The following is a 17,404-nucleotide window of genomic DNA, read 5'->3' as shown; positions in this document are numbered from 1 at the left end:
TCCTAGGGCTCCACTCCTAGGACTGGGTCAGACCTTTGGGTCAAGCAATCACCAGAACGGCCAGAAGCGCGATTTCGGCGGCAGCACCGAGCACATCACCGGTGATGCCGCCGAAACGCTTTCCGGTGTGCTTCACCAGCAACCACACGAGCCCACCCGCGACTGCGACGCCGACGACGGCCCGCCACCCGAGGGGAATCCCCGCCGCGGCCAGCACCACCCACGTGCCGACGACCAGCATTGGATGCTGTGTACCGGCGACCAGCGCTCCCAGTCCCTCGGGGCGTGCGGCGGGGACATTCTGCATACAGCAGACACCGAACGCGGCCCGGCTCGTCGCGAACGCGAGGACGACGACGCCCCAGTGAGCGTTGGGGAGGGCGGCGGCCTGCGCGCCCAGCACCACGATCAGCGTGACGACACCGAACGGCCCGGCGCCGCCGTCCTTCATGACCTGCAGCGCTCGCTCCGGCGGCCCGTAACACCCCAGACCGTCTGCAGTATCCGCCAGACCGTCGAGGTGCATACCGCGTGTGGCCAGCGCGACGACGCCGACGGCCAGGAACCCGGCTACCAGCGGCGATATATCGCATACAGCCAACAACTCGAGAACGCCGACGACGAGTGCGCCGAGCAGAACGCCGACAATCGGCGTGTATGCAATGGCCCGTCCTGCCGCCTTGCGATCGACCTCGTCGACGCGCAACGGCAAGACGGTCAGCCACGAGAGAGCAAGCTTCATTCCTTGCTGGTGACCCCGGCGCTCTCGAAGGTCGCCATCTCGGCGAGCACCTTCACCGCCGCGATCAGCAACGGCAGCGCCGCCACCGCACCCGAGCCCTCGCCGAGCCGCATCTCGAACTCCAGCAGCGGCTTCAGGTTGAGGTGCCCGAGCGCGATCGCGTGCGCGGGCTCCACCGACTGGTGCCCGGCCACCCACCACTCGCGCGCACCCGGCGCCAGCTCCTCCGCGACGACAGCGGCCGCACCGACGACGACGCCGTCGAGCACCACGGGAGTCCGCCGGACAGCGGCCTGCGCCAGGAACCCGGCCATCGCGGCCAGGTCGGCACCACCCGCGGTCGCCAGCAGCGCGACCGGGTCGCTGATCACCAGGCGGGCCCGGCGCAGCGCGTCCCGGATCGCCGCCGTCTTGCGCATCCACGCCTGGTCGTCGATGCCCGTGCCGCGGCCGACGACCGCGACCGGCTCCGAACCGGTCAGCGATCCGATCAGCACGGCGGCCGGCGTCGTGTTGCCGATGCCCATGTCGCCCGCGACGAGCACGTCGGCGCCCGCGTCGACCTCCTCGTCGGCGATGGCACGGCCCGCCGCGATCGCGCGCTCGCACTCCTCACGGGTCAGCGCGTCCTCGCGGTCGATCGACCCGGACGACCGCCGCACCTTGTGCGCGCTGACCGCCTCCGGGGTGTCCGCGTCGACCGCCATGTCGACCACGCGCACCGTGGCACCCGCGACCTGCGCGAGCACGTTCACCGCGGCGCCACCGGTCAGGAAGTTCGCGACCATCTGGCCGGTCACCTCGCTCGGGTACGCCGACACGCCCTGCGCGGTGACGCCGTGATCGCCCGCGAACACGACGACTCGCGGCCGCACGAACGGCTTCGGCGGCACGACGCCCTGGCAGGCCGCGATCCAGTTGCCCAGCTCCTCGAGCCGTCCGAGCGAGCCGACCGGCTTGGTCAGCACCGCGTGCCGGGCCTCGGCCTCGCGCAGAACGGTCTCGTCCGGCGGTTCAACCGGCGGAAACTCGGTGCTCACCGCAGCTCCTTATCCCTGTCCTCGATCAACGCAGTTTCAGCGGGATGCCCGCGACGAGCAGCGTCACCTCGTCGCACACCTCGGCGACGCGCGCGTTGAGCGCACCGAGGTGATCGCGGAAGAGTCTGCCTGAGCGCGTCGAGGGGATGATGCCGAGGCCGACCTCCGCGGTCACCAGCACCAGCCGCGTCCGGCACGTGGCGACCGAGCGCACGAGCTCGTCGACGTGGCGGTCGATCGCGTCAGCGCCGTTGCCCTCCCAGGCGTCGGCGGCGTCCAGCACGCCGACCAGCCAGGTCGACAGGTCGTCGACCAGGATCGGCGGGTCGTCGTAGGAAGTCGCGGTGAGCAACGCGGGCAGGTCGGGAGGCGCCGACGCCTCGACCGTGTGCCAAGTGGACGGACGACGCGCGACGTGGAGCGCGATGCGCGCGTCCCAGTCCGGATCGTCGGGGTACCTGCTCGCTGTTGCGACGTAAGTCACGGTGGCCTCGGTGAGCAGGCCTTCTGCGTGCGCTGACTTGCCTGAACGCGCTCCGCCGAGCACGAGCGTCCTGGATGACAAGAGTTAGCCTTCGTCTCATGGAGTTCCGCTGGCGCTACCAGGATGCACAGGGACGCGACGTCGCGGGCCCGGATGTGACGTTCACCGAGCAGACCGAGGCCGAGGAGTGGTTCAGCGCCGAGTGGCGTGACCTGCTCGACGCCGGGGTCGAGCAGGTCACGCTGCTTCGTGCGGAATCCGAGGTGTACGGCCCGATGAGCCTGCACCCCGCTATCTGACCAGCCCTGTCTGACTACCCCTGCGCGGTGAGGCGCGGGTCGTCGGTGATGACGCCTTCGAGGACGTTGTCGATCTGCTTGAGCACGTCGTCGTCGAGCTCGACGTCGATGGCCTTCACGTTCTCGTAGACCTGCTCCGGACGCGAGGCGCCGATGATCGCCGACGCGACGTTCGGGTTCTTGAGCACCCACGCGACGGCGAGCTGCGCCATCGTGATGCCGGCTTCCTCGGCGATCGGCTTGAGCTGCTGGACGGCGTTCAGCACGTCGTCACGCATCCAGCGGGAGATCATCTGCGAACCGCGCGCGTCGGCGAGACGCGAGCCCTCCGGCACGTCTGCGCCCGGCAGGTACTTGCCGGTCAGGATGCCCTGCGCGACGGGGGAGAAGACGATCTGGCTCAGGCCCTCGCGCTCGCACGTCGGGATGACCTGCGGCTCGATGACGCGCCACAGCATCGAGTACTGCGGCTGGTGCGACACGAACGGGATCTGCAGCTCGCGGGCCAGTGCGGCACCGCGGGCGATCTGCTCGGCGGTCCACTCCGAGACGCCGACGTAGAGGACCTTGCCCTGGCGGACGAGGTCGGCGAACGCCAGCATCGTCTCTTCCAGCGGAACGCTGTAGTCGAACCGGTGGGCCTGGTACAGGTCGACGTAGTCGGTCTGCAGGCGCTTCAGCGACGCGTTGGCCGACTCCAGGATGTGCTTGCGACCCAGTCCGCGGTCGTTGGGGCCGCCGGGACCGGTCGGCCAGTAGACCTTGGTCAGGATCTCGAGCGACTCACGCCGCTCACCCTTGAGCGCCCGGCCGAGCACCGACTCCGCGGCGGTGTTGGCGTAGACGTCGGCGGTGTCGAAGGTGGTGATCCCCGACTCGAGTGCCGCCTTCACACAGGCGTGCGCCTGCTCTTCCTCGACCTGGGAACCGTGGGTGAGCCAGTTGCCGTACGAGATCTCGCTGATGGACAGGCCGCTGCGGCCGAGTCGACGGAACTTCATACATCGGAGCTTAAACCGAAATCGTTCGTACTGCTAATGAACTTCGGGTGCGCGCCAGACCAGCGAATACCGCCAGAACAGGTGCCGCCGGATGCGCGCGCCGGGAACGATCTCCGCAGCCGCCGCCCGGATCTCCGGAAGCGTCGGAGCGGTCATCACCATCGGCATCTCGGTGTCGTGCGGCTTGCCACCCGTGCCGTTGATGGCCTTCGCGATGCCGACCAGCGCGTTCGCCGGCAGCGTGACGAGCTCCATCGCGTGATCGGCACGCGTCGCTGTCAGGTACAGCCCGACGACGATCAGCAGGCCACCCGGCTTCGTCAGCCCGGCGAGCCTGGTGAGGCCCTCGCGCAACGGCAGGTGGTGCAGGCTCGCCTCGGCGGTGACGACGTCGTAGCGGCCCAGGTCGTGGGTGAGCACGTCACCGTGGATCCAGCGGACCTTCTCGCTGGTCGCCCTGGCGCGTTCGATCATGCGGGCACTGGCGTCGATCGCGGTGACCTCGTCGGCCCTGATCGACCGCGCCAGATCACCGAGCCCGCAGCCCACGTCCAACGCTGACCCGACCTCGGACGGCAACTGCCGGAGCAGCCAGCGGCGGTACCACTCGTTGTGGTTCCACCGCAGCTTCTCCGGCAGCTGAAGCTTGCGTTGCTTCTTTCGCACCACTACTTGATGGCGTCGCCCGGCTTCACGCGCGGCTTCGGCACGCGGAGCTTGCGGATCTGGCTCGCGCGGATGAACGAGTACCAGCCGATCGAGAGGCCCTTGATCGGCTCGTTCGGGAACTTCGCCCGGACCTTCCGCGTGACGATCCGGCCGAGGATGAGGCCCTCGATGACCATCGCGATCAGCATGAACGTCGTCGCCAGCGTCGCGTACCGCTGCACGGCGAGCGACGGCGTCAGCAGCGCCACGAACACCAGGATCGCGAGCGGCATGAACAGGCCCATGAGGTTGCGGCGCGAGTCGACCAGGTCCCGGATGTAGGCCTTCACGGGACCGCGGTCGCGCGGCAGCAGGTACTTGTCGTCGCCCGCCATCATGCGCTGACGACGCTCGACGGCCGCGGCACGGCGCTCTTCCTTGCTCACCTTGTTGCCGCGCATGCGCTTGAACGCCTCGCGCTGCGTGCGGGGAGGAGGCGGGACCGGACCGGAGCGCCTGCCCTGCGCCTCACGCCTCTTCGGCGTCGCTTTGCCCTTGCCCACGGTGCGGCCCTTGTCGAGCGGCTCGGCGAGCTCGGCCCCGGACTCGGGAGCCTCAGCGACGGTGTCGGCGGAATTGCGGCGCAGGAACCTCACGGACACCAGGGTAGGGCAGCGGGTTTTCTGTACCTTTCGCGAGGTGCGCGTACTCATCGCTCCGGACTGCTTCGGCGGCACCCTGACCGCCCGCGAGGCCGCCGACGCCATCGCCACCGGCTGGCGCGAGGCCAAGCCCGACGACGTCGTCGTCGAACGTCCACTGGCCGACGGCGGCCCCGGTTTCGTGGACGTCCTGCACGCCGCCCTGTCGGCGGGTGGTGCAGCCGATATCCGATATATCACCGTCACGGGCCCGCTCGGCAAGCCCGTCGAAGCCCGCTGGCTCAGCGTGCACGCCGACGACCGGCGTGTGGCCTACATCGAGTCCGCAGAGGCGTGCGGACTTCACCTCATCCCGGCGGAACTGCGCCCGGAGTCCTGCGAAACGGCGACAACGCGAGGCGTTGGCGAGCTCATCGCGGCAGCGACGGCTGACAACGATGTCATCACGGTCGGACTCGGTGGCTCCGGCACGACCGACGGCGGCGCCGGCATGCTCGCCGCGCTGGCCGAAGCGGGCGTGGATCTGACTGATACATCGCTCATCGCCGCGTCCGACGTCGAGAACCCGCTTCTCGGCCCACATGGCGCCGCGCGCACGTTCGGCCCGCAGAAGGGCGCGTCCCCGGAAGCCGTCGAACGCCTCGAAGCGAAGCTCGCAGCGATGGACGTCCTGAAACCCGTATCCGATGTACCAGGCGCGGGAGCGGCAGGTGGCCTGGGCGCCGCACTGCTCTCACTGGGCGCGACGGTGAAGTCGGGCGCCGGCCTCGTCCGCGAACTGACCGGCCTCGACGCCGCCCTCGACGACGCCGACGTCGTCGTCACCGGCGAAGGCAGCTTCGACTGGCAGTCACTGCGCGGCAAGCTCATCACCGCCGTCGCGGCCGGCGCCGCCGAACGCGGCATCCCCTGCGTCGCCATCGCCGGCCAGGTGAGCGTCGGCCGCCGCGAGATGGCCGCCGCAGGCGTGCAAGAGGCCTACTCGGTGTCCGACCACGTGGGCTCTGTGCAAAAGTCGATTGCGGACGCCCGCAAAAGTCTCATTGCAACGGCTCAGCACGTGGCCCGGCAGTGGTCGCGTTAGAGGGTCTGGTCGCTACGTCAGCACTGGGGGGATCTGATGGGGATGGATCGGAGTGCGCGCGTTGACGCGTGGCTGGAGGAAGTGTTCGGCGATGCGAGCGCGATGATGCTCAAGCCGAACCAACTGGTCGCGCTCAACCTCGCTGTGCAACGCGGTGCGGTGCCGCCGGACGAGGTGATGCAGATCTGGTTCCACCAGCTCTTCGCCGCGCGGATCATGGCGGCACAGTCGGAGGCGGGCTTCATCGACGCGGCTCGGGCGAAGGGCTGGCCGGACGAGCAGGTCGGCGACATGCTCATGGTTGAGCCGGAACGTCTCGACGAGCACCGCGACGAGCAGCGGCAGATCCACCTGAAGATCCACCCAGCGGTCAGGCGGCGGCAAGACTGAGACGCGCGCTGATATATCGGTTGGCTTGAGGGTGGTCTACGTGACAGTGCCCACTTGGGGCGACAAGGCCTCGCGTTGTGGGACCATGAGAGTGGAACAAAGCGGGGAACGCCCGTGTTGTTGAAGGGCGAACCGCCCGCAAAGGACCTCTTAGGAGAGCCATGACGACCGCTCAGGATGCCGCTTCGACCTCCGAGGCGCCGAGCCACGGCGTGACGCTGACCGATGCGGCCGCCGTCAAGGCCAAGGCGCTGCTCGACCAGGAGGGCCGCGACGACATGCACCTGCGCATCGCCGTCCAGCCCGGCGGCTGCGCTGGTCTGCGCTACCAGCTGTTCTTCGACGAGCGCTCGCTCGACGGAGACGCGCTGGTCGACTTCAACGGCATGAAGGTCGCCGTTGACCGCATGAGCGCGCCCTACGTCGAAGGCGCTGTCATCGACTTCGTGGACACGATCGAGAAGCAGGGCTTCACGATCGACAACCCGAACGCCGGCGGGTCCTGCGCCTGCGGCGACTCGTTCCACTAAGGCGAACAACGCGCGAGGCCGCGTTCCCGCAACGACGGGAACGCGGCCTCGCGCTGTGTGCTGGGGATTCAACCCAGGGGATCAGACCCGGAAGGTCAAACGCCGTATTCGGCCAGGCCTTCGACCTGGTGGGTGCACCGCTCGTCGACCTGCCAGGGCGCGGCTGCGCGCGGTGCCGGCAGGGGGTGTTCGGGGTGCGTCAGAGCGAAGGGGAGCTGCGCGCAGTCCTCGATCAGCTCACTCATCGTGGTCGCCTCAGGGATGGTCACGCCCAGACCGTAATTCTGCGGTCTGACCTGCGGTAGCCCTACCAAACAGTAGCCTTCACTGTGTTACTCGTCCGGGTGATTTGTCACGTAGCGCAACAAAAGGGAAAGAGGAGCCGACGTGCCCCTAGCCGTGTGCGGCAGCATCGCGACCGACCATCTGATGCACTTTCCGGGCCGTTTCGCCGACCAGCTGGTCGCGGAGCGTCTCGACCGTGTGTCGTTGAGCTTCCTGGTCGACGACCTCGTAGTACGGCGTGGTGGCATCGGCGCGAACATCGCGTTCGGCCTCGGCGTGCTCGGCGTGCGGCCCGTGCTCGTGGGCGCCGTCGGCAAGGACTTCGACGACTACCGCTCGTGGCTGGAGCGGCACGGCGTCGACACCTCGGGTGTGTACGTGTCCGAGGTCGCGCACACCGCGCGGTTCGTCTGCACGACGGACGACGACATGTGCCAGATCGCCTCCTTCTACGCCGGTGCGATGGCCGAGGCGCGCAACATCGAGCTCGCGCCGATCGCGAACCGCGTCGACGACCTCGAGCTCGTCGTGATCAGCCCGGACGACCCCGCCGCGATGCTCCGGCACGCCGAGGAGTGCCGTCAGCGCGGCTACAAGTTCGCCGTCGACCCGTCGCAGCAGCTCGCCCGCATGGACGGCGAGCAGGCGCGCGCGTTCGTCGAGGGCGCCGAGTACCTCTTCAGCAACGACTACGAGTGGGAACTGCTGCTGCAGAAGACCGGCTGGACCGAGGCCGACGTCCTCGAGCGGGTCGGCAGGCGCATCACCACCCTCGGTGCCAAGGGCCTCGAGATCGTCGACCGCGACGGCTTCTCGCTGCACGTCCCCGCGGTTCCCGAGGTCGCGAAGACCGACCCGACCGGCGTCGGCGACGGTTTCCGCGCCGGCTTCCTCGCCGGCATGATCTCTGGCCTGAGCCTGGAGCGGTCCGCTCAGCTCGGCTCGCTGATCGCCGTCGAGGTGCTCGAAACCGTCGGCACGCAGGAGTGGGTGCTGGAGCGCGAATCGGCCCTCGCCCGCATTCGAGGCGCGTTCGGCGAAGAAGCCGCCGAGGAGATCGCCCCAGTCCTGCCGTGACCCGGCCCACGATCGGGCGCACTCCTGCCATGATCGGACAATGGGGACGTACCTGTTCGGCGACACCGGTGAGTTGCTCGATCCGCAGTTCGACGCGCTGAGCTCCCTGCTCGACGCGGGCACCTTCGCCCGCGTCGAGCAGCTCGGCATCTCGGACGGCTGGCGCTGCCTCGAAGTCGGAGGTGGTGGCGGATCGGTCGCGACGTGGCTCGCCGACGTCGTCGCGCCGTCCGGGCACGTGACGGTCACCGACATCGACGTGTCACGGCTCGAAGAACGCGACAACATCACCGTGCTGGAGCACGACGTAGTATCCAATATATTGCCAGGCAACGCGTTCGACCTGGTCCACGCCCGCGTGGTGCTGTTCCACCTCCCCGCCCGCGACGCCGTCCTGCGCAAGCTGCGCGACGCTCTGCGTCCCGGCGGCTGGCTCGTCCTCGACGAGTTCGACTGCCTCCCGCTCGAAGTGCTCAAAGCTGATCCGGACGACGCGAAGCTGATCATGAGGGTGAAGAACGCCCTGCTGACGTTGCTCGAACAGGCCGGTGCGGAACTGGCGTGGGGCGCGCGCATCGAGAAGGCGCTGGTCGACACCGGGCTGCACGACGTGAGCGGTTCCCGCGAGGTGCAGGAGTGGGAGGGCGGCTCACCGGGCTGCCGGCTGCTCGCCACGAGCGCACGTCAGGTGCGCAAGAAGCTGCCGTTCTCCGACGACGAGTTCGACCACTTCCTGGGTCTGATGGCGTCACCGGAGACCGTCGTCAGCTCGTATGCGATCTGCAGCGCGCAGGGTCGTCGATAAGCAGGGTCGTCGACAAGAAGAAGGGCCCCTCCGGAAGAGGGGCCCCACCACTACAGCTTGACCGGGTAGTGCGGCTCCGGCACCACAGGCTGGATCCGGCCCTCGACGAAGATGCCGTGCCAGATCATGAACACCAGCAGCGCCCAGATGCGGCGGCTGTGGTCCAGCACCCCGGAGCGGTGCTCCTCGATCAGCCGCAGCACCGCGTTCTTGTCGATGTACTGGTCCGTCTGCGAGGCGCGCACGACGTCGACCGCCCAGTCGTGCATCTCGTCCTTGAGCCAGTGCCGGATCGGCACCGGGAAGCCGAGCTTGCGGCGGTTCAGCACGTGCGCCGGCACGATGTCGCGGATCGCCTTGCGCAACGCGAACTTCGTGGTGTCCGGCGTGATCTTCAGCTCGCTCGGGATCTGCGAGGCGATCTTGAAGACCTCGGGATCCAGGAACGGGACGCGCAGCTCCAGCGAGTTCGCCATGGTCATCTTGTCGGCCTTGACCAGGATGTCGCCGCGCAGCCACGTGAACAGGTCGACGTGCTGCATGCGCGTCACCGGGTCCCAGCTCTGCGACTCGCGGTACGGCTGGGCCGTGACGTCCATGTGCGACACGTTCGAGTCGTACGTGCGCAGCACCTGACGCAGGTGGTCGTCCAGGAAGATCCGCGCGTTGCCGTAGTAGCGCTCCTCCAGCGTGAGCGCCCCACGACGCAGCAGGTCCTTGCCGCGCACGCCGTGCGGAATCTTCGTCGAGACCTTGCCCATCGCCTTGCGCAGCGCGCCCGGCACCTTCTCGAACGCCGACAGCGACAACGGCTCGCGGTAGATCGTGTACCCGCCGAACAGCTCGTCCGCGCCCTCACCGGACAGGACGACCTTCACGTGCTGACGCGCCTCACGGGCGATGAACCACAACGGCACCAGCGCCGGGTCGGCCACCGGGTCGTCGAGGTACCAGGTGATCAGCGGCAGGGAGTCCATCATCTCCTGCGCGCTGACCGTGCGGACGACGTGCTTCACGCCGATCAGCGCCGCCGACTCCGCGGCCACGTCGACCTCGGAGAAGCCCTGCCGTTCGAAGCCCGTCGTGAACGTGATCAGGTCCGGGTTGTGCTCCTTGGCGAGCGCCGCGACCACCGTCGAGTCGATGCCGCCGGACAGGAACGAGCCGACCGTCACGTCCGCACGCATGTGCTTGGCGACCGAGTCGCGCAGCGCCGCCGTGATCTCGTCGTAGAGCGCGTCCGCCTCCGCCTCGCTGCGGACCGTGCGCACCTTGAAGTGCGCAGGGAAGTAGCGCTCGAACGCGGGCTCGCCGCCCGGCTCCATCGTGAACGAGTGGCCGGACTCCACGCGGAAGATCTGGTCGTGCAGGGAGGCGGGCTCCGGCACGTACTGGAGCGTGAGGTAGTGCTGCAGACCCCTGACGTTCATCTTCGGGTCGATGCCGAGCGTCGGGGCGATCTCCAGAAGGATCTTCTTCTCACTGGAGAACGCCACGCCCTTGGGGCCGTTCGCGTAGTACAGCGGCTTGATGCCGAACGGGTCCCTGCCGCCGAACACGATGCCGCGCTCGGAGTCCCAGATCATGAAGGCGAACATGCCGCGCAGGCGCGTGATCGCCGCGGGGCCGAAGTAGTGGTACGCGGCGACGATCGTCTCGGTGTCGCCGTCGGTGTGGAAGACCGCGCCGTGCTTCTCGGTGAGCTCGGCGCGCAGCTCCAGGTAGTTGTAGATCTCGCCGTTGAAGTTGATCGTGTACCGGCTCGGCGACTGGGGAGGACCCCAGGTCAGCGGCTGGTGGGAGTGCTCGATGTCGATGATGGCGAGGCGGTTGAAGCCGAACACGACCTCGTCGACCCGCCGGGTCCCGCTCTCGTCGGGGCCGCGGTGCCGCATGCAGCGCAGCGCGGCCTCCACAGCCGGGCGTGCGCTCTCGGCCTCGTTCTCGCTAGGGCAAACAAGTCCTGCCAGGCCGCACAAAGGTCTCGCACCTCACAAGAAATACGACGGGGGAAGACTTCAGTATGCCGAAGCGGCTCTGTGTGACCGAAACTGCACCGCAGCGGCGGTGCCCCCAAGGGGTGAGCGCCGTTGCGCTGGGCTACGCTCCCGCTTGATCCGTTGGCACGGCCAGATGTTGTGAACGAGGAGGCGGGCGAGCAGTGGGCCTGAAGGAGGGCACCAGGGCATCCCGGCTGGCGAAGACCGCCGGGCTGGTCGGCCTGGTCGGTATCGGGGCCACCGGTTGCTCCACGGACGAGGTGCTGCGCTTCGGCTGGCCGGTGGCCGTCACGCCGCAGGCCGAGAAGATGCGCGAGCTCTGGACCTGGTCCGTGATCGCCGCGCTCGTCGTCGGCGTCATCGTGTGGGGCCTGATCCTGTGGTCGGTGGTGTTCCACCGCAAGAAGTCGGAGGAGCTGCCGCGTCAGACGGCGTACAACCTCCCGCTGGAGATCGTGCTCATCGTCGTGCCGACGGTGATCGTGGCGGTGTTGTTCTACTTCACCGCCGTCACGCAGAACTACGTCACGGACAAGTCGGGCAAGCCCGACGTGAACGTCGACGTCATCGCGTTCCAGTGGAACTGGGAGTTCCAGTACCCGGACCACAAGACCGAGGAGGGCAAGGCCGTCAGCACGGTCGGCACCTCGGGCGAGGTCCCGATCATGGTGCTGCCGGCGCACAAGCGCATCCAGTTCACGCTGCGCTCGACCGACGTCATCCACTCCTTCTTCGTGCCGGAGTTCCACTTCAAGCGCGACGTCTTCCCGGAGCCGGAGAAGAACAACCAGGACAACGTCTTCCAGATCGACCAGATCGACCGTCCCGGTGCGTTCGTCGGCCGTTGCGCCGAGCTCTGCGGCTCGTACCACGCGGTGATGAACTTCGAGGTCAGGGCCCTGAACGAGGCCGACTTCGACAAGTACATCGAGCTCCGCAAGGAGACCAACCCCAAGACGGGCAAGCCGTACACCACGGCCGAGGCGCTCTCCCAGGTCAACTGTGGCGAGCTGTGCGCGCCGCTTGCCACCACGACCACCCCGTTCAACACCGACCGGACGGCCCGTGAGGCCTCCGGCGCGGGTCAGAAGTAGGGACACGCCCCGCGATGAAGATCGAAGCTCGCGTATTCGACCTGGTGATGGCCTTCTCTTTCCTGATGGCCGCTGTGTACGGCTACTGGACGCACGCGGCGACCGGCCACGTCGAGCCCACCGGCACGGTGGCGCTCGCGCTGACCGGTGGTCTGGCCCTCATCTCCGGCACCTACTTCCGGTTCGTCGCCCGCCGCATCGAGGTGCGGCCGGAGGACAACCCGGAAGCGGAGGTCTCCGACGGTGCCGGTGAGCTGGGCTTCTTCAGCCCCGGTTCGTACTGGCCGGTCGGCCTCGCCGCCGCGGCGGCGACCGCAGGTGTCGCGGTGGCGTTCTGGCACGTGTGGCTGCTCGTGATCGCCATCGTCCTGGTGCTGATCATGGTCGGCGGCCTGGTGTTCGAGTACCACACCGGACCCAACCACGACTGATATCCCGTATATCGGATATCGCTTCGAGGCCCTCTCCCGCGCGGAGAGGGCCTCGGTCGTTTCTGCGTTGTTTCCCGGCGACTGATATCCGGCATGTGATACATCGCATACTGGATATCGCCACAGCGCAGAAAAGGCCCCTCCCAGCGGAAGGGGCCTTTTCTCAGGTCCTACGGGCGTCGCATACGCCTCACGCGGCGGCGGTTACCTTCTCGGCAACCTTCGCGGTGACTTTTTCTGGCGTCTTCTGGTACGCGTCGACGTACTCCTGGCCGCTCAGGTCCAGGATGCGGTAGATGATCTCGTCGGTGACGCTGCGCAGCACCGGCAGCGACTCCTGCATGCCGTCGTAGCGGCTGAAGTCGAGCGGCTCGCCGAAGCGGACCGTCACCGGGACGATCTTCGGGAACTTGCTGCCGACCGGCTGGACCTTGTCCGTGCCGATGATGCCGACGGGCACGACCGGCGCCCCGGACTCGAGCGCCATGCGGGCGACGCCCGTGCGGCCGCGGTGCAGCTTGCCGTCGAGCGAGCGGGTGCCTTCCGGGTAGATCGCGAAGGCGTCGCCGCGACCGAGGATCTCGGCGGCCGTGTCGAGCGCGGCACGGGCGTCACGCCCCTTGCCGCGGTGCACCGGCACGTGGCCGAGCGAGGAGAAGAACCAGCGCGACAGCGAGCCCTTGACGCCGGTGCCGGTGAAGTACTCCGCCTTCGCGAGGAACGACACGCGACGCGGCACGACCATCGGGATCACGACGCTGTCGATGAAGCTGAGGTGGTTGGCCGCCAGGATGACGGGGCCGTCGGTGGGGATGTTCTCCAGACCGTCCACCACCGGGCGGTAGACAAGACGGGCTGCGCGCGCGACGACATGCTTCATCACCGGGTAGAGGACCATGCCTCCAGCATTCCAGGTGGCGATTGCTGTTGCGTTACCACGTGGTGCGCATCTCCGGCCCATCACTCGCACGGACTACCCCGGTGCAGCGGTCGTGCGAGCACCGTCACGCGGCGACGACGACGCGTGACGAAAGGGCGCGGCAGCGGGGCGCCCGAGCCGATCATTAGGCTCCGCACGTGGTGGACGGCCCTCAGATCAGGATCTCGGTCTCGGTTCCGGCGAGTCTCCGGACGAAACTCCGTGCCGTGGCCCTCGCCGCCGTGTCCCGCACGCCCGGCGCGCCGGCCGCCGATCACGCCCGCGCCGTCGACCAGCTCGGGTCGGACAGTGCGACCGTGCGACTGGGCGGGCTGAGGTCGCTCGAGAGGCTCGCCCGGGACCACCCGGCGGACCGGCAGCGGGTGGCCGACCAGCTGTGCGACTACCTGCGCCTGCCGTCCGACGACCACCCCCGGCCAGGCCACGAGCGAGAGGTCCGGCTCGTCGCCCAGCGAGTGCTCGCGGCACTGCTGCGAGCCGGGACCCAGGACGTGTCGATCGACCTCACCGGCGCGGTCCTGACCGGCCTGGACCTGAAGGAGTGCCAGATCGGCGCCGCGAAGTTCGACCGCGCGGTGTTCGTCGGCACGACGTCGTTCTACCAGGCGGTGCTCGGGGACGTGACGTTCGACGGCGCCCGGTTCGAGGCCAACGCGTCCTTCGGCCACACGCGGTTCACCACGTTCGCGCAGTTCATCGAGACGCGGTTCGACGGCGATGCCTGGTTCCTCGGCGCGGAGTTCGCCTCACACGTGTGGTTCGACCGAGCCAGGTTCGCGGGTCATGTGCGTTTCGGCTGCACGAAGTTCAGGGGTAAGTCCGTCTTCGTGGAGACGGACTTCGCGGGGCACGCCCAGTTCGGCAGCGCCGAGTTCGACTACTGCAGCTTCGGCGAGGCGAGGTTCGGCGGCGTCGCCAACTTCGGACTGGCGCAGTTCACCGGTGACGTCCGCTTCACGGGCACGCGGTTCGACGACGGGGCGTGGTTCGACGGAGCGAGGTTCCACACGGACAGCACCGTCTTCGAGGACGCGACCTTCGCGTCCTTCGCCCGGATGCACGACGTGTGGGCGAACTCGCACCAGCGATCCGGGCAGTACGAACCCTCGTGGCCGCCCGGCTGGCTGGTCGACGTCGAGGGCGGGGCGAACGGCTGGGCGCGGGTCGTGCCCGCGCCCTCGGTCCTGCCCAGCCCCTGAGAGTTAGCCCTGAGAGCTAGCCCTTGAGAGCCGCTGAGAGCTCCACCCAGCGGCTCAGCAACGTCGCCGCCTTGCCCGAGTCGACCGCGTCGGCCGCACGGCCCAGCGCGGCCGTCAGGTCGGCGTGCAGGTCGTCGGAGAACCCGCCGTGCGCCGCGATGGCCCCCGCGGCGTTCACGAGCACCGCGTCGCGCACCGAACCGGTCTTGCCGGCCACGAGATCACGGACCACCTGGGCGTTGACGGACGCGTCGCCGCCCTTCAGGTCCTCCTCGCGCGCGGGCTTCACGCCGAGCACGGCCGGGTCGATGGTCTCCGTGCGCACCGCGCCGTCCTGGGCGAGCCACGCGGACGTCGTCGTGGTCGTGGTGATCTCGTCGAGGCCGTCGTCGCCCCTGACCACCAGCGCGGTGTTGCCGCGCCGCGCGAACACACCGGCGATCAGCGGTGCCGCGGCTGCCCGAGCGCACCCGATGAGGCCCACGGTGGGCTGGGCGGGGTTCGTCAGCGGGCCGAGCAGGTTGAACGAGGTCGGGATGCCGATCTCGCGCCGCACCGGGCCCGCGTGCCGGAAGCCGGGGTGGAACACCGGCGCGAAGCAGAAGCCGATGCCCAGCTCGCGCACGGTCTGCTGCACGCCCTCCGGCGGCAGGTCGATGGCGACGCCGAGCGCCTCCAGCACGTCCGCCGTGCCGCATTGCGAGGACGCCGCCCGGTTGCCGTGCTTCACCACGGGCACGCCCGCGGCGGCCGTGACGATCGCGGCCATCGTCGAAATGTTCACCGAACCGGAATGGTCGCCGCCGGTGCCCACGATGTCGGTCGCCCGCACGTCCACCGTGAAGCGGCGCGCGTGGTTGAGCATCATCGTGGCGAGGCCGTCGACCTCCTCCGGCGTCTCGCCCTTGGCCCGCAGCGCGACGATGAACGCCGCCACCTGCGCCGGGGTCGCCTCGCCGGACATCACCCTGTCCATGCCCCAGGCGGTGTCGTCAGCGGTCAGGTCGACGCCGTCGAGCAGTCTGTTGAGCAGTGACGGCCAGGTGCGCTCTGTCGGCATCGGCGATCAGCCCTTGACGACGGGCAACGCCGAGCCCCGCAGCACCTCTGCCACGGTCTCGGCGGCGGCCAGCGGGTCGAGCGGGTGCACCAGCACCGCGTCGGCCTGGGACCAGGTCGCGAGCCACCTGTCGTCCTTGCGGCGCACCGCCACGACGACGGGCGGGCAGTTCGTGATCTCGTCCTTGAGCTGGCGGGACAGGCCCATGCCACCGGTGGGCTGCGCTTCGCCGTCGAGAATCAGCAGGTCGACCGTGCCGTTGTCCACCTCGTAGAGGACGTCGGCGATGGCTTCGGCCTCTACGAAGTCGACGCGCGGCAGGTCCGGCGCGGGACGGCGGCCGACCGCAGTGATGATCGTCTCACGCACCTCGGGCCGGTGGCTGAACACCAGGATCTTCGTGGTCTGCGTGCTCATCTCTGGATCCTCCGCTGCGACTGCCGACTGTGGCCCTCAAGAACCGGGGCCCTCAAAACTGGGGTCCTCAAGAAAAGTGACCAAGGTCGCCGCGATGCTATCGGGCCGCCGCGGGCCGTGGTTGCAGGGCGTCCCACCCCAGTGCCTCCCCGCCGAGCCGTTGCGCCAGGGAGGCCATCCGGGACCGCTCCTGGGCGCAGTGCAGGGCGTCCAGCTTCTGCACTCGACTGATATGCGATATATCACCTGCGACGCCAGGAGCGGACACAGTCCAGCCGTCCGGCGTTAGCAGCTCTCGCGCACGTTCTAGCTGGTCAGCGGGGATGCGGACGTGGTGCCGGAGCACTGCGGGCTCGTCCGCGCGCCACTGCGGGGACCGCGCCAGAGCGGCCGAATCGGCCTCCGCGATGTCGAACGCCTCGACGACCACGACGAGTCCGGGGTCGTCGATCGACAACACCGGCTCGTCCTGTCGATGCAGCATGTCCCGCAATCGGCCCAGCAAACCCATCCGTTGATCTCCTCGCGATCACCTGCTGTGTGACCCAGCCGACCCATGATCCGCCCAGGACCCGATGGGCGGACGGAAATAGCGCAGGCAATAATGCTGCGCGTGACCACGGCAGCGCCTTCAATCGGCCAGCGCGTGCACTCGCTGAACCGCCCGAACATGGTCAGCGTCGGCACGATCGTCTGGCTGTCCAGCGAGCTCATGTTCTTCGCTGGCCTCTTCGCCATGTTCTTCACGGTGAAGGCCCAGAACGAGGGACCTTGGCCTCCGCCCCCCACGCACCTCAACATCCCCTACGCGTCGGTCTTCACGATCATCCTGGTCGCGTCGTCCTTCACCTGTCAGTGGGGCGTTTTCGCGGCGGAGCGCGGGGACGTCTTCGGTCTTCGTCGCTGGTACATCGTGACGCTGATCATGGGTGCGATCTTCGTCGGCGGCCAGGCAGGTGAGTACGTCCAGCTGATCCACGAGGGCACCACGATCCCGTCCTCGGCCTACGGCACGGTCTTCTACCTGACGACCGGCTTCCACGGCTTGCACGTCATCGGCGGTCTGATCGCGTTCGTCTACCTGTTGATCAGGACGAAGCTCAGCAAGTTCACGCCCGCGCAGGCCACCTCAGCGATCGTCGTGTCGTACTACTGGCACTTCGTCGACGTCGTGTGGATCGGGCTGTTCGCCATCATCTACATCGTGCCCTGACCT

The 17,404-nt window shown here is 68.4% G+C and carries 22 protein-coding genes; 10 read left to right on the top strand and 12 right to left on the bottom strand.

What is annotated here, in order from left to right:
* Positions 1–40: 40 nt before the first annotated feature.
* The 3 genes from ACFOWZ_RS22755 to ACFOWZ_RS22745 are packed head-to-tail and all read right to left on the bottom strand — an operon-like array spanning position 41 to position 2,329.
* A complete protein-coding gene (locus ACFOWZ_RS22755; RefSeq protein WP_382375583.1) occupies positions 41–742 on the bottom strand; it encodes an adenosylcobinamide-GDP ribazoletransferase in 702 nt (233 codons plus the stop codon).
* Positions 739–1,782 (bottom strand): nicotinate-nucleotide--dimethylbenzimidazole phosphoribosyltransferase, encoded by a 1,044-nt coding sequence (gene cobT, locus ACFOWZ_RS22750; protein WP_030465035.1) that lies wholly within the window; start codon positions 1,780–1,782, stop codon positions 739–741. Before cobT ends, ACFOWZ_RS22755 begins: the two co-directional genes overlap by 4 nt.
* A 25-nt stretch (positions 1,783–1,807) precedes the next feature.
* Positions 1,808–2,329 carry a bifunctional adenosylcobinamide kinase/adenosylcobinamide-phosphate guanylyltransferase gene (locus ACFOWZ_RS22745; protein WP_382375848.1) on the bottom strand — a complete coding sequence of 174 codons (522 nt, stop codon included), beginning with the start codon at positions 2,327–2,329 and terminating at the stop codon, positions 1,808–1,810.
* A gap of 35 nt (positions 2,330–2,364) precedes the next feature.
* On the opposite strand from ACFOWZ_RS22745, the gene ACFOWZ_RS22740 reads away from it, so the two are divergent.
* Positions 2,365–2,565 carry a hypothetical protein gene (locus ACFOWZ_RS22740; protein WP_382375581.1) on the top strand — a complete coding sequence of 67 codons (201 nt, stop codon included), beginning with the start codon at positions 2,365–2,367 and terminating at the stop codon, positions 2,563–2,565.
* A gap of 14 nt (positions 2,566–2,579) precedes the next feature.
* Here the strand turns inward: ACFOWZ_RS22740 and ACFOWZ_RS22735 are convergent, their stop codons facing one another.
* From ACFOWZ_RS22735 to ACFOWZ_RS22725, 3 genes are read right to left on the bottom strand one after another with little or no spacing between them, the layout of a single operon-like run.
* The gene (locus ACFOWZ_RS22735) at positions 2,580–3,566 is read right to left on the bottom strand and encodes an aldo/keto reductase family protein (RefSeq protein WP_382375579.1); all 987 of its coding nucleotides are present in this window, start codon (positions 3,564–3,566) and stop codon (positions 2,580–2,582) included.
* Between the two features lie 33 nt (positions 3,567–3,599).
* The gene (locus ACFOWZ_RS22730) at positions 3,600–4,232 is read right to left on the bottom strand and encodes a class I SAM-dependent methyltransferase (RefSeq protein WP_382375577.1); all 633 of its coding nucleotides are present in this window, start codon (positions 4,230–4,232) and stop codon (positions 3,600–3,602) included.
* Positions 4,233–4,234: 2 nt separating this feature from the next.
* Positions 4,235–4,870, bottom strand: coding sequence for a DUF3043 domain-containing protein (locus ACFOWZ_RS22725; RefSeq protein ID WP_382375575.1), 636 nt, complete (start codon positions 4,868–4,870; stop codon positions 4,235–4,237).
* 43 nt (positions 4,871–4,913) lie between these two features.
* Between ACFOWZ_RS22725 and ACFOWZ_RS22720 the strand changes: the two genes are divergently transcribed.
* From ACFOWZ_RS22720 to ACFOWZ_RS22710, 3 genes are all read left to right on the top strand, one after another.
* A complete protein-coding gene (locus ACFOWZ_RS22720) occupies positions 4,914–5,960 on the top strand; it encodes a glycerate kinase family protein (protein ID WP_382375573.1) in 1,047 nt (348 codons plus the stop codon).
* Positions 5,961–5,996: 36 nt separating this feature from the next.
* A complete protein-coding gene (locus tag ACFOWZ_RS22715; RefSeq protein ID WP_382375571.1) occupies positions 5,997–6,350 on the top strand; it encodes a hypothetical protein in 354 nt (117 codons plus the stop codon).
* Between the two features lie 161 nt (positions 6,351–6,511).
* Positions 6,512–6,880, top strand: a complete 369-nt coding sequence (locus ACFOWZ_RS22710; protein WP_030465027.1) for a HesB/IscA family protein — start codon at positions 6,512–6,514, stop codon at positions 6,878–6,880.
* Between the two features lie 95 nt (positions 6,881–6,975).
* On the opposite strand, the gene ACFOWZ_RS22705 is transcribed toward ACFOWZ_RS22710, so the two are convergent.
* Entirely contained in the window at positions 6,976–7,149 is a 174-nt protein-coding gene (locus ACFOWZ_RS22705; protein ID WP_156093539.1) for a hypothetical protein, read from the bottom strand.
* 160 nt (positions 7,150–7,309) lie between these two features.
* Between ACFOWZ_RS22705 and ACFOWZ_RS22700 the strand changes: the two genes are divergently transcribed.
* Positions 7,310–8,242 (top strand): carbohydrate kinase family protein, encoded by a 933-nt coding sequence (locus ACFOWZ_RS22700; RefSeq protein ID WP_382375846.1) that lies wholly within the window; start codon positions 7,310–7,312, stop codon positions 8,240–8,242.
* A 40-nt stretch (positions 8,243–8,282) separates the two neighbouring features.
* Positions 8,283–9,047, top strand: a complete 765-nt coding sequence (locus ACFOWZ_RS22695; RefSeq protein ID WP_382375569.1) for a class I SAM-dependent methyltransferase — start codon at positions 8,283–8,285, stop codon at positions 9,045–9,047.
* A 50-nt stretch (positions 9,048–9,097) separates the two neighbouring features.
* On the opposite strand, the gene asnB is transcribed toward ACFOWZ_RS22695, so the two are convergent.
* Positions 9,098–11,026: an asparagine synthase (glutamine-hydrolyzing) gene (asnB, locus tag ACFOWZ_RS22690; RefSeq protein WP_382375567.1), complete on the bottom strand. Its 1,929-nt coding sequence runs from the start codon at positions 11,024–11,026 to the stop codon at positions 9,098–9,100.
* A gap of 182 nt (positions 11,027–11,208) precedes the next feature.
* Here asnB and ctaC point away from each other — a divergent pair, with 182 nt between their 5' ends.
* Complete coding sequence (ctaC, locus tag ACFOWZ_RS22685; RefSeq protein WP_382375565.1) at positions 11,209–12,141, top strand: aa3-type cytochrome oxidase subunit II; 933 nt, start codon at positions 11,209–11,211, stop codon at positions 12,139–12,141.
* 14 nt (positions 12,142–12,155) lie between these two features.
* The gene (locus tag ACFOWZ_RS22680) at positions 12,156–12,572 is read left to right on the top strand and encodes a cytochrome c oxidase subunit 4 (RefSeq protein ID WP_382375563.1); all 417 of its coding nucleotides are present in this window, start codon (positions 12,156–12,158) and stop codon (positions 12,570–12,572) included.
* A 190-nt stretch (positions 12,573–12,762) separates the two neighbouring features.
* Here ACFOWZ_RS22680 and ACFOWZ_RS22675 read toward each other — a convergent pair whose 3' ends face one another.
* Positions 12,763–13,470 carry a lysophospholipid acyltransferase family protein gene (locus ACFOWZ_RS22675; protein WP_382375561.1) on the bottom strand — a complete coding sequence of 236 codons (708 nt, stop codon included), beginning with the start codon at positions 13,468–13,470 and terminating at the stop codon, positions 12,763–12,765.
* A gap of 179 nt (positions 13,471–13,649) precedes the next feature.
* On the opposite strand from ACFOWZ_RS22675, the gene ACFOWZ_RS22670 reads away from it, so the two are divergent.
* Positions 13,650–14,711 carry a pentapeptide repeat-containing protein gene (locus tag ACFOWZ_RS22670; protein WP_382375559.1) on the top strand — a complete coding sequence of 354 codons (1,062 nt, stop codon included), beginning with the start codon at positions 13,650–13,652 and terminating at the stop codon, positions 14,709–14,711.
* A gap of 16 nt (positions 14,712–14,727) precedes the next feature.
* Here the strand turns inward: ACFOWZ_RS22670 and trpD are convergent, their stop codons facing one another.
* The 3 genes from trpD to ACFOWZ_RS22655 form a co-directional block, all read right to left on the bottom strand.
* Positions 14,728–15,771, bottom strand: a complete 1,044-nt coding sequence (trpD, locus tag ACFOWZ_RS22665) for an anthranilate phosphoribosyltransferase (RefSeq protein ID WP_382375557.1) — start codon at positions 15,769–15,771, stop codon at positions 14,728–14,730.
* A 6-nt stretch (positions 15,772–15,777) separates the two neighbouring features.
* Positions 15,778–16,188 (bottom strand): hypothetical protein, encoded by a 411-nt coding sequence (locus tag ACFOWZ_RS22660; RefSeq protein WP_382375555.1) that lies wholly within the window; start codon positions 16,186–16,188, stop codon positions 15,778–15,780.
* 97 nt (positions 16,189–16,285) lie between these two features.
* The gene (locus ACFOWZ_RS22655; RefSeq protein WP_382375553.1) at positions 16,286–16,699 is read right to left on the bottom strand and encodes a hypothetical protein; all 414 of its coding nucleotides are present in this window, start codon (positions 16,697–16,699) and stop codon (positions 16,286–16,288) included.
* A gap of 93 nt (positions 16,700–16,792) precedes the next feature.
* Here ACFOWZ_RS22655 and ctaE point away from each other — a divergent pair, with 93 nt between their 5' ends.
* Positions 16,793–17,401 (top strand): aa3-type cytochrome oxidase subunit III, encoded by a 609-nt coding sequence (ctaE, locus tag ACFOWZ_RS22650; RefSeq protein ID WP_382375551.1) that lies wholly within the window; start codon positions 16,793–16,795, stop codon positions 17,399–17,401.
* Positions 17,402–17,404: the final 3 nt, after the last annotated feature.

The sequence above is a fragment of the Lentzea rhizosphaerae genome, from assembly GCF_042649515.1.
GTDB classification, from domain to species: Bacteria; Actinomycetota; Actinomycetes; order Mycobacteriales; family Pseudonocardiaceae; genus Lentzea; species Lentzea aerocolonigenes.
This window is presented reverse-complemented; position numbering and strand designations above follow the sequence as displayed.

Excerpts from the sequence above, each read along its gene's own strand:
- ACFOWZ_RS22755 (WP_382375583.1), bottom strand. The coding sequence starts at position 742 with ATGAAGCTTGCTCTCTCGTGGCTGACCGTCTTGCCGTTGCGCGTCGAC.
- ACFOWZ_RS22740 (WP_382375581.1), top strand. The coding sequence starts at position 2,365 with ATGGAGTTCCGCTGGCGCTACCAGGATGCACAGGGACGCGACGTCGCG.
- ACFOWZ_RS22735 (WP_382375579.1), bottom strand. The coding sequence starts at position 3,566 with ATGAAGTTCCGTCGACTCGGCCGCAGCGGCCTGTCCATCAGCGAGATC.
- ACFOWZ_RS22715 (WP_382375571.1), top strand. The coding sequence starts at position 5,997 with ATGGGGATGGATCGGAGTGCGCGCGTTGACGCGTGGCTGGAGGAAGTG.
- ACFOWZ_RS22710 (WP_030465027.1), top strand. The coding sequence starts at position 6,512 with ATGACGACCGCTCAGGATGCCGCTTCGACCTCCGAGGCGCCGAGCCAC.
- ACFOWZ_RS22700 (WP_382375846.1), top strand. The coding sequence starts at position 7,310 with ATGCACTTTCCGGGCCGTTTCGCCGACCAGCTGGTCGCGGAGCGTCTC.
- ACFOWZ_RS22695 (WP_382375569.1), top strand. The coding sequence starts at position 8,283 with ATGGGGACGTACCTGTTCGGCGACACCGGTGAGTTGCTCGATCCGCAG.
- ACFOWZ_RS22680 (WP_382375563.1), top strand. The coding sequence starts at position 12,156 with ATGAAGATCGAAGCTCGCGTATTCGACCTGGTGATGGCCTTCTCTTTC.
- ACFOWZ_RS22675 (WP_382375561.1), bottom strand. The coding sequence starts at position 13,470 with ATGGTCCTCTACCCGGTGATGAAGCATGTCGTCGCGCGCGCAGCCCGT.
- trpD (WP_382375557.1), bottom strand. The coding sequence starts at position 15,771 with ATGCCGACAGAGCGCACCTGGCCGTCACTGCTCAACAGACTGCTCGAC.
- ACFOWZ_RS22660 (WP_382375555.1), bottom strand. The coding sequence starts at position 16,188 with ATGAGCACGCAGACCACGAAGATCCTGGTGTTCAGCCACCGGCCCGAG.
- ACFOWZ_RS22655 (WP_382375553.1), bottom strand. The coding sequence starts at position 16,699 with ATGGGTTTGCTGGGCCGATTGCGGGACATGCTGCATCGACAGGACGAG.
- ctaE (WP_382375551.1), top strand. The coding sequence starts at position 16,793 with ATGCTGCGCGTGACCACGGCAGCGCCTTCAATCGGCCAGCGCGTGCAC.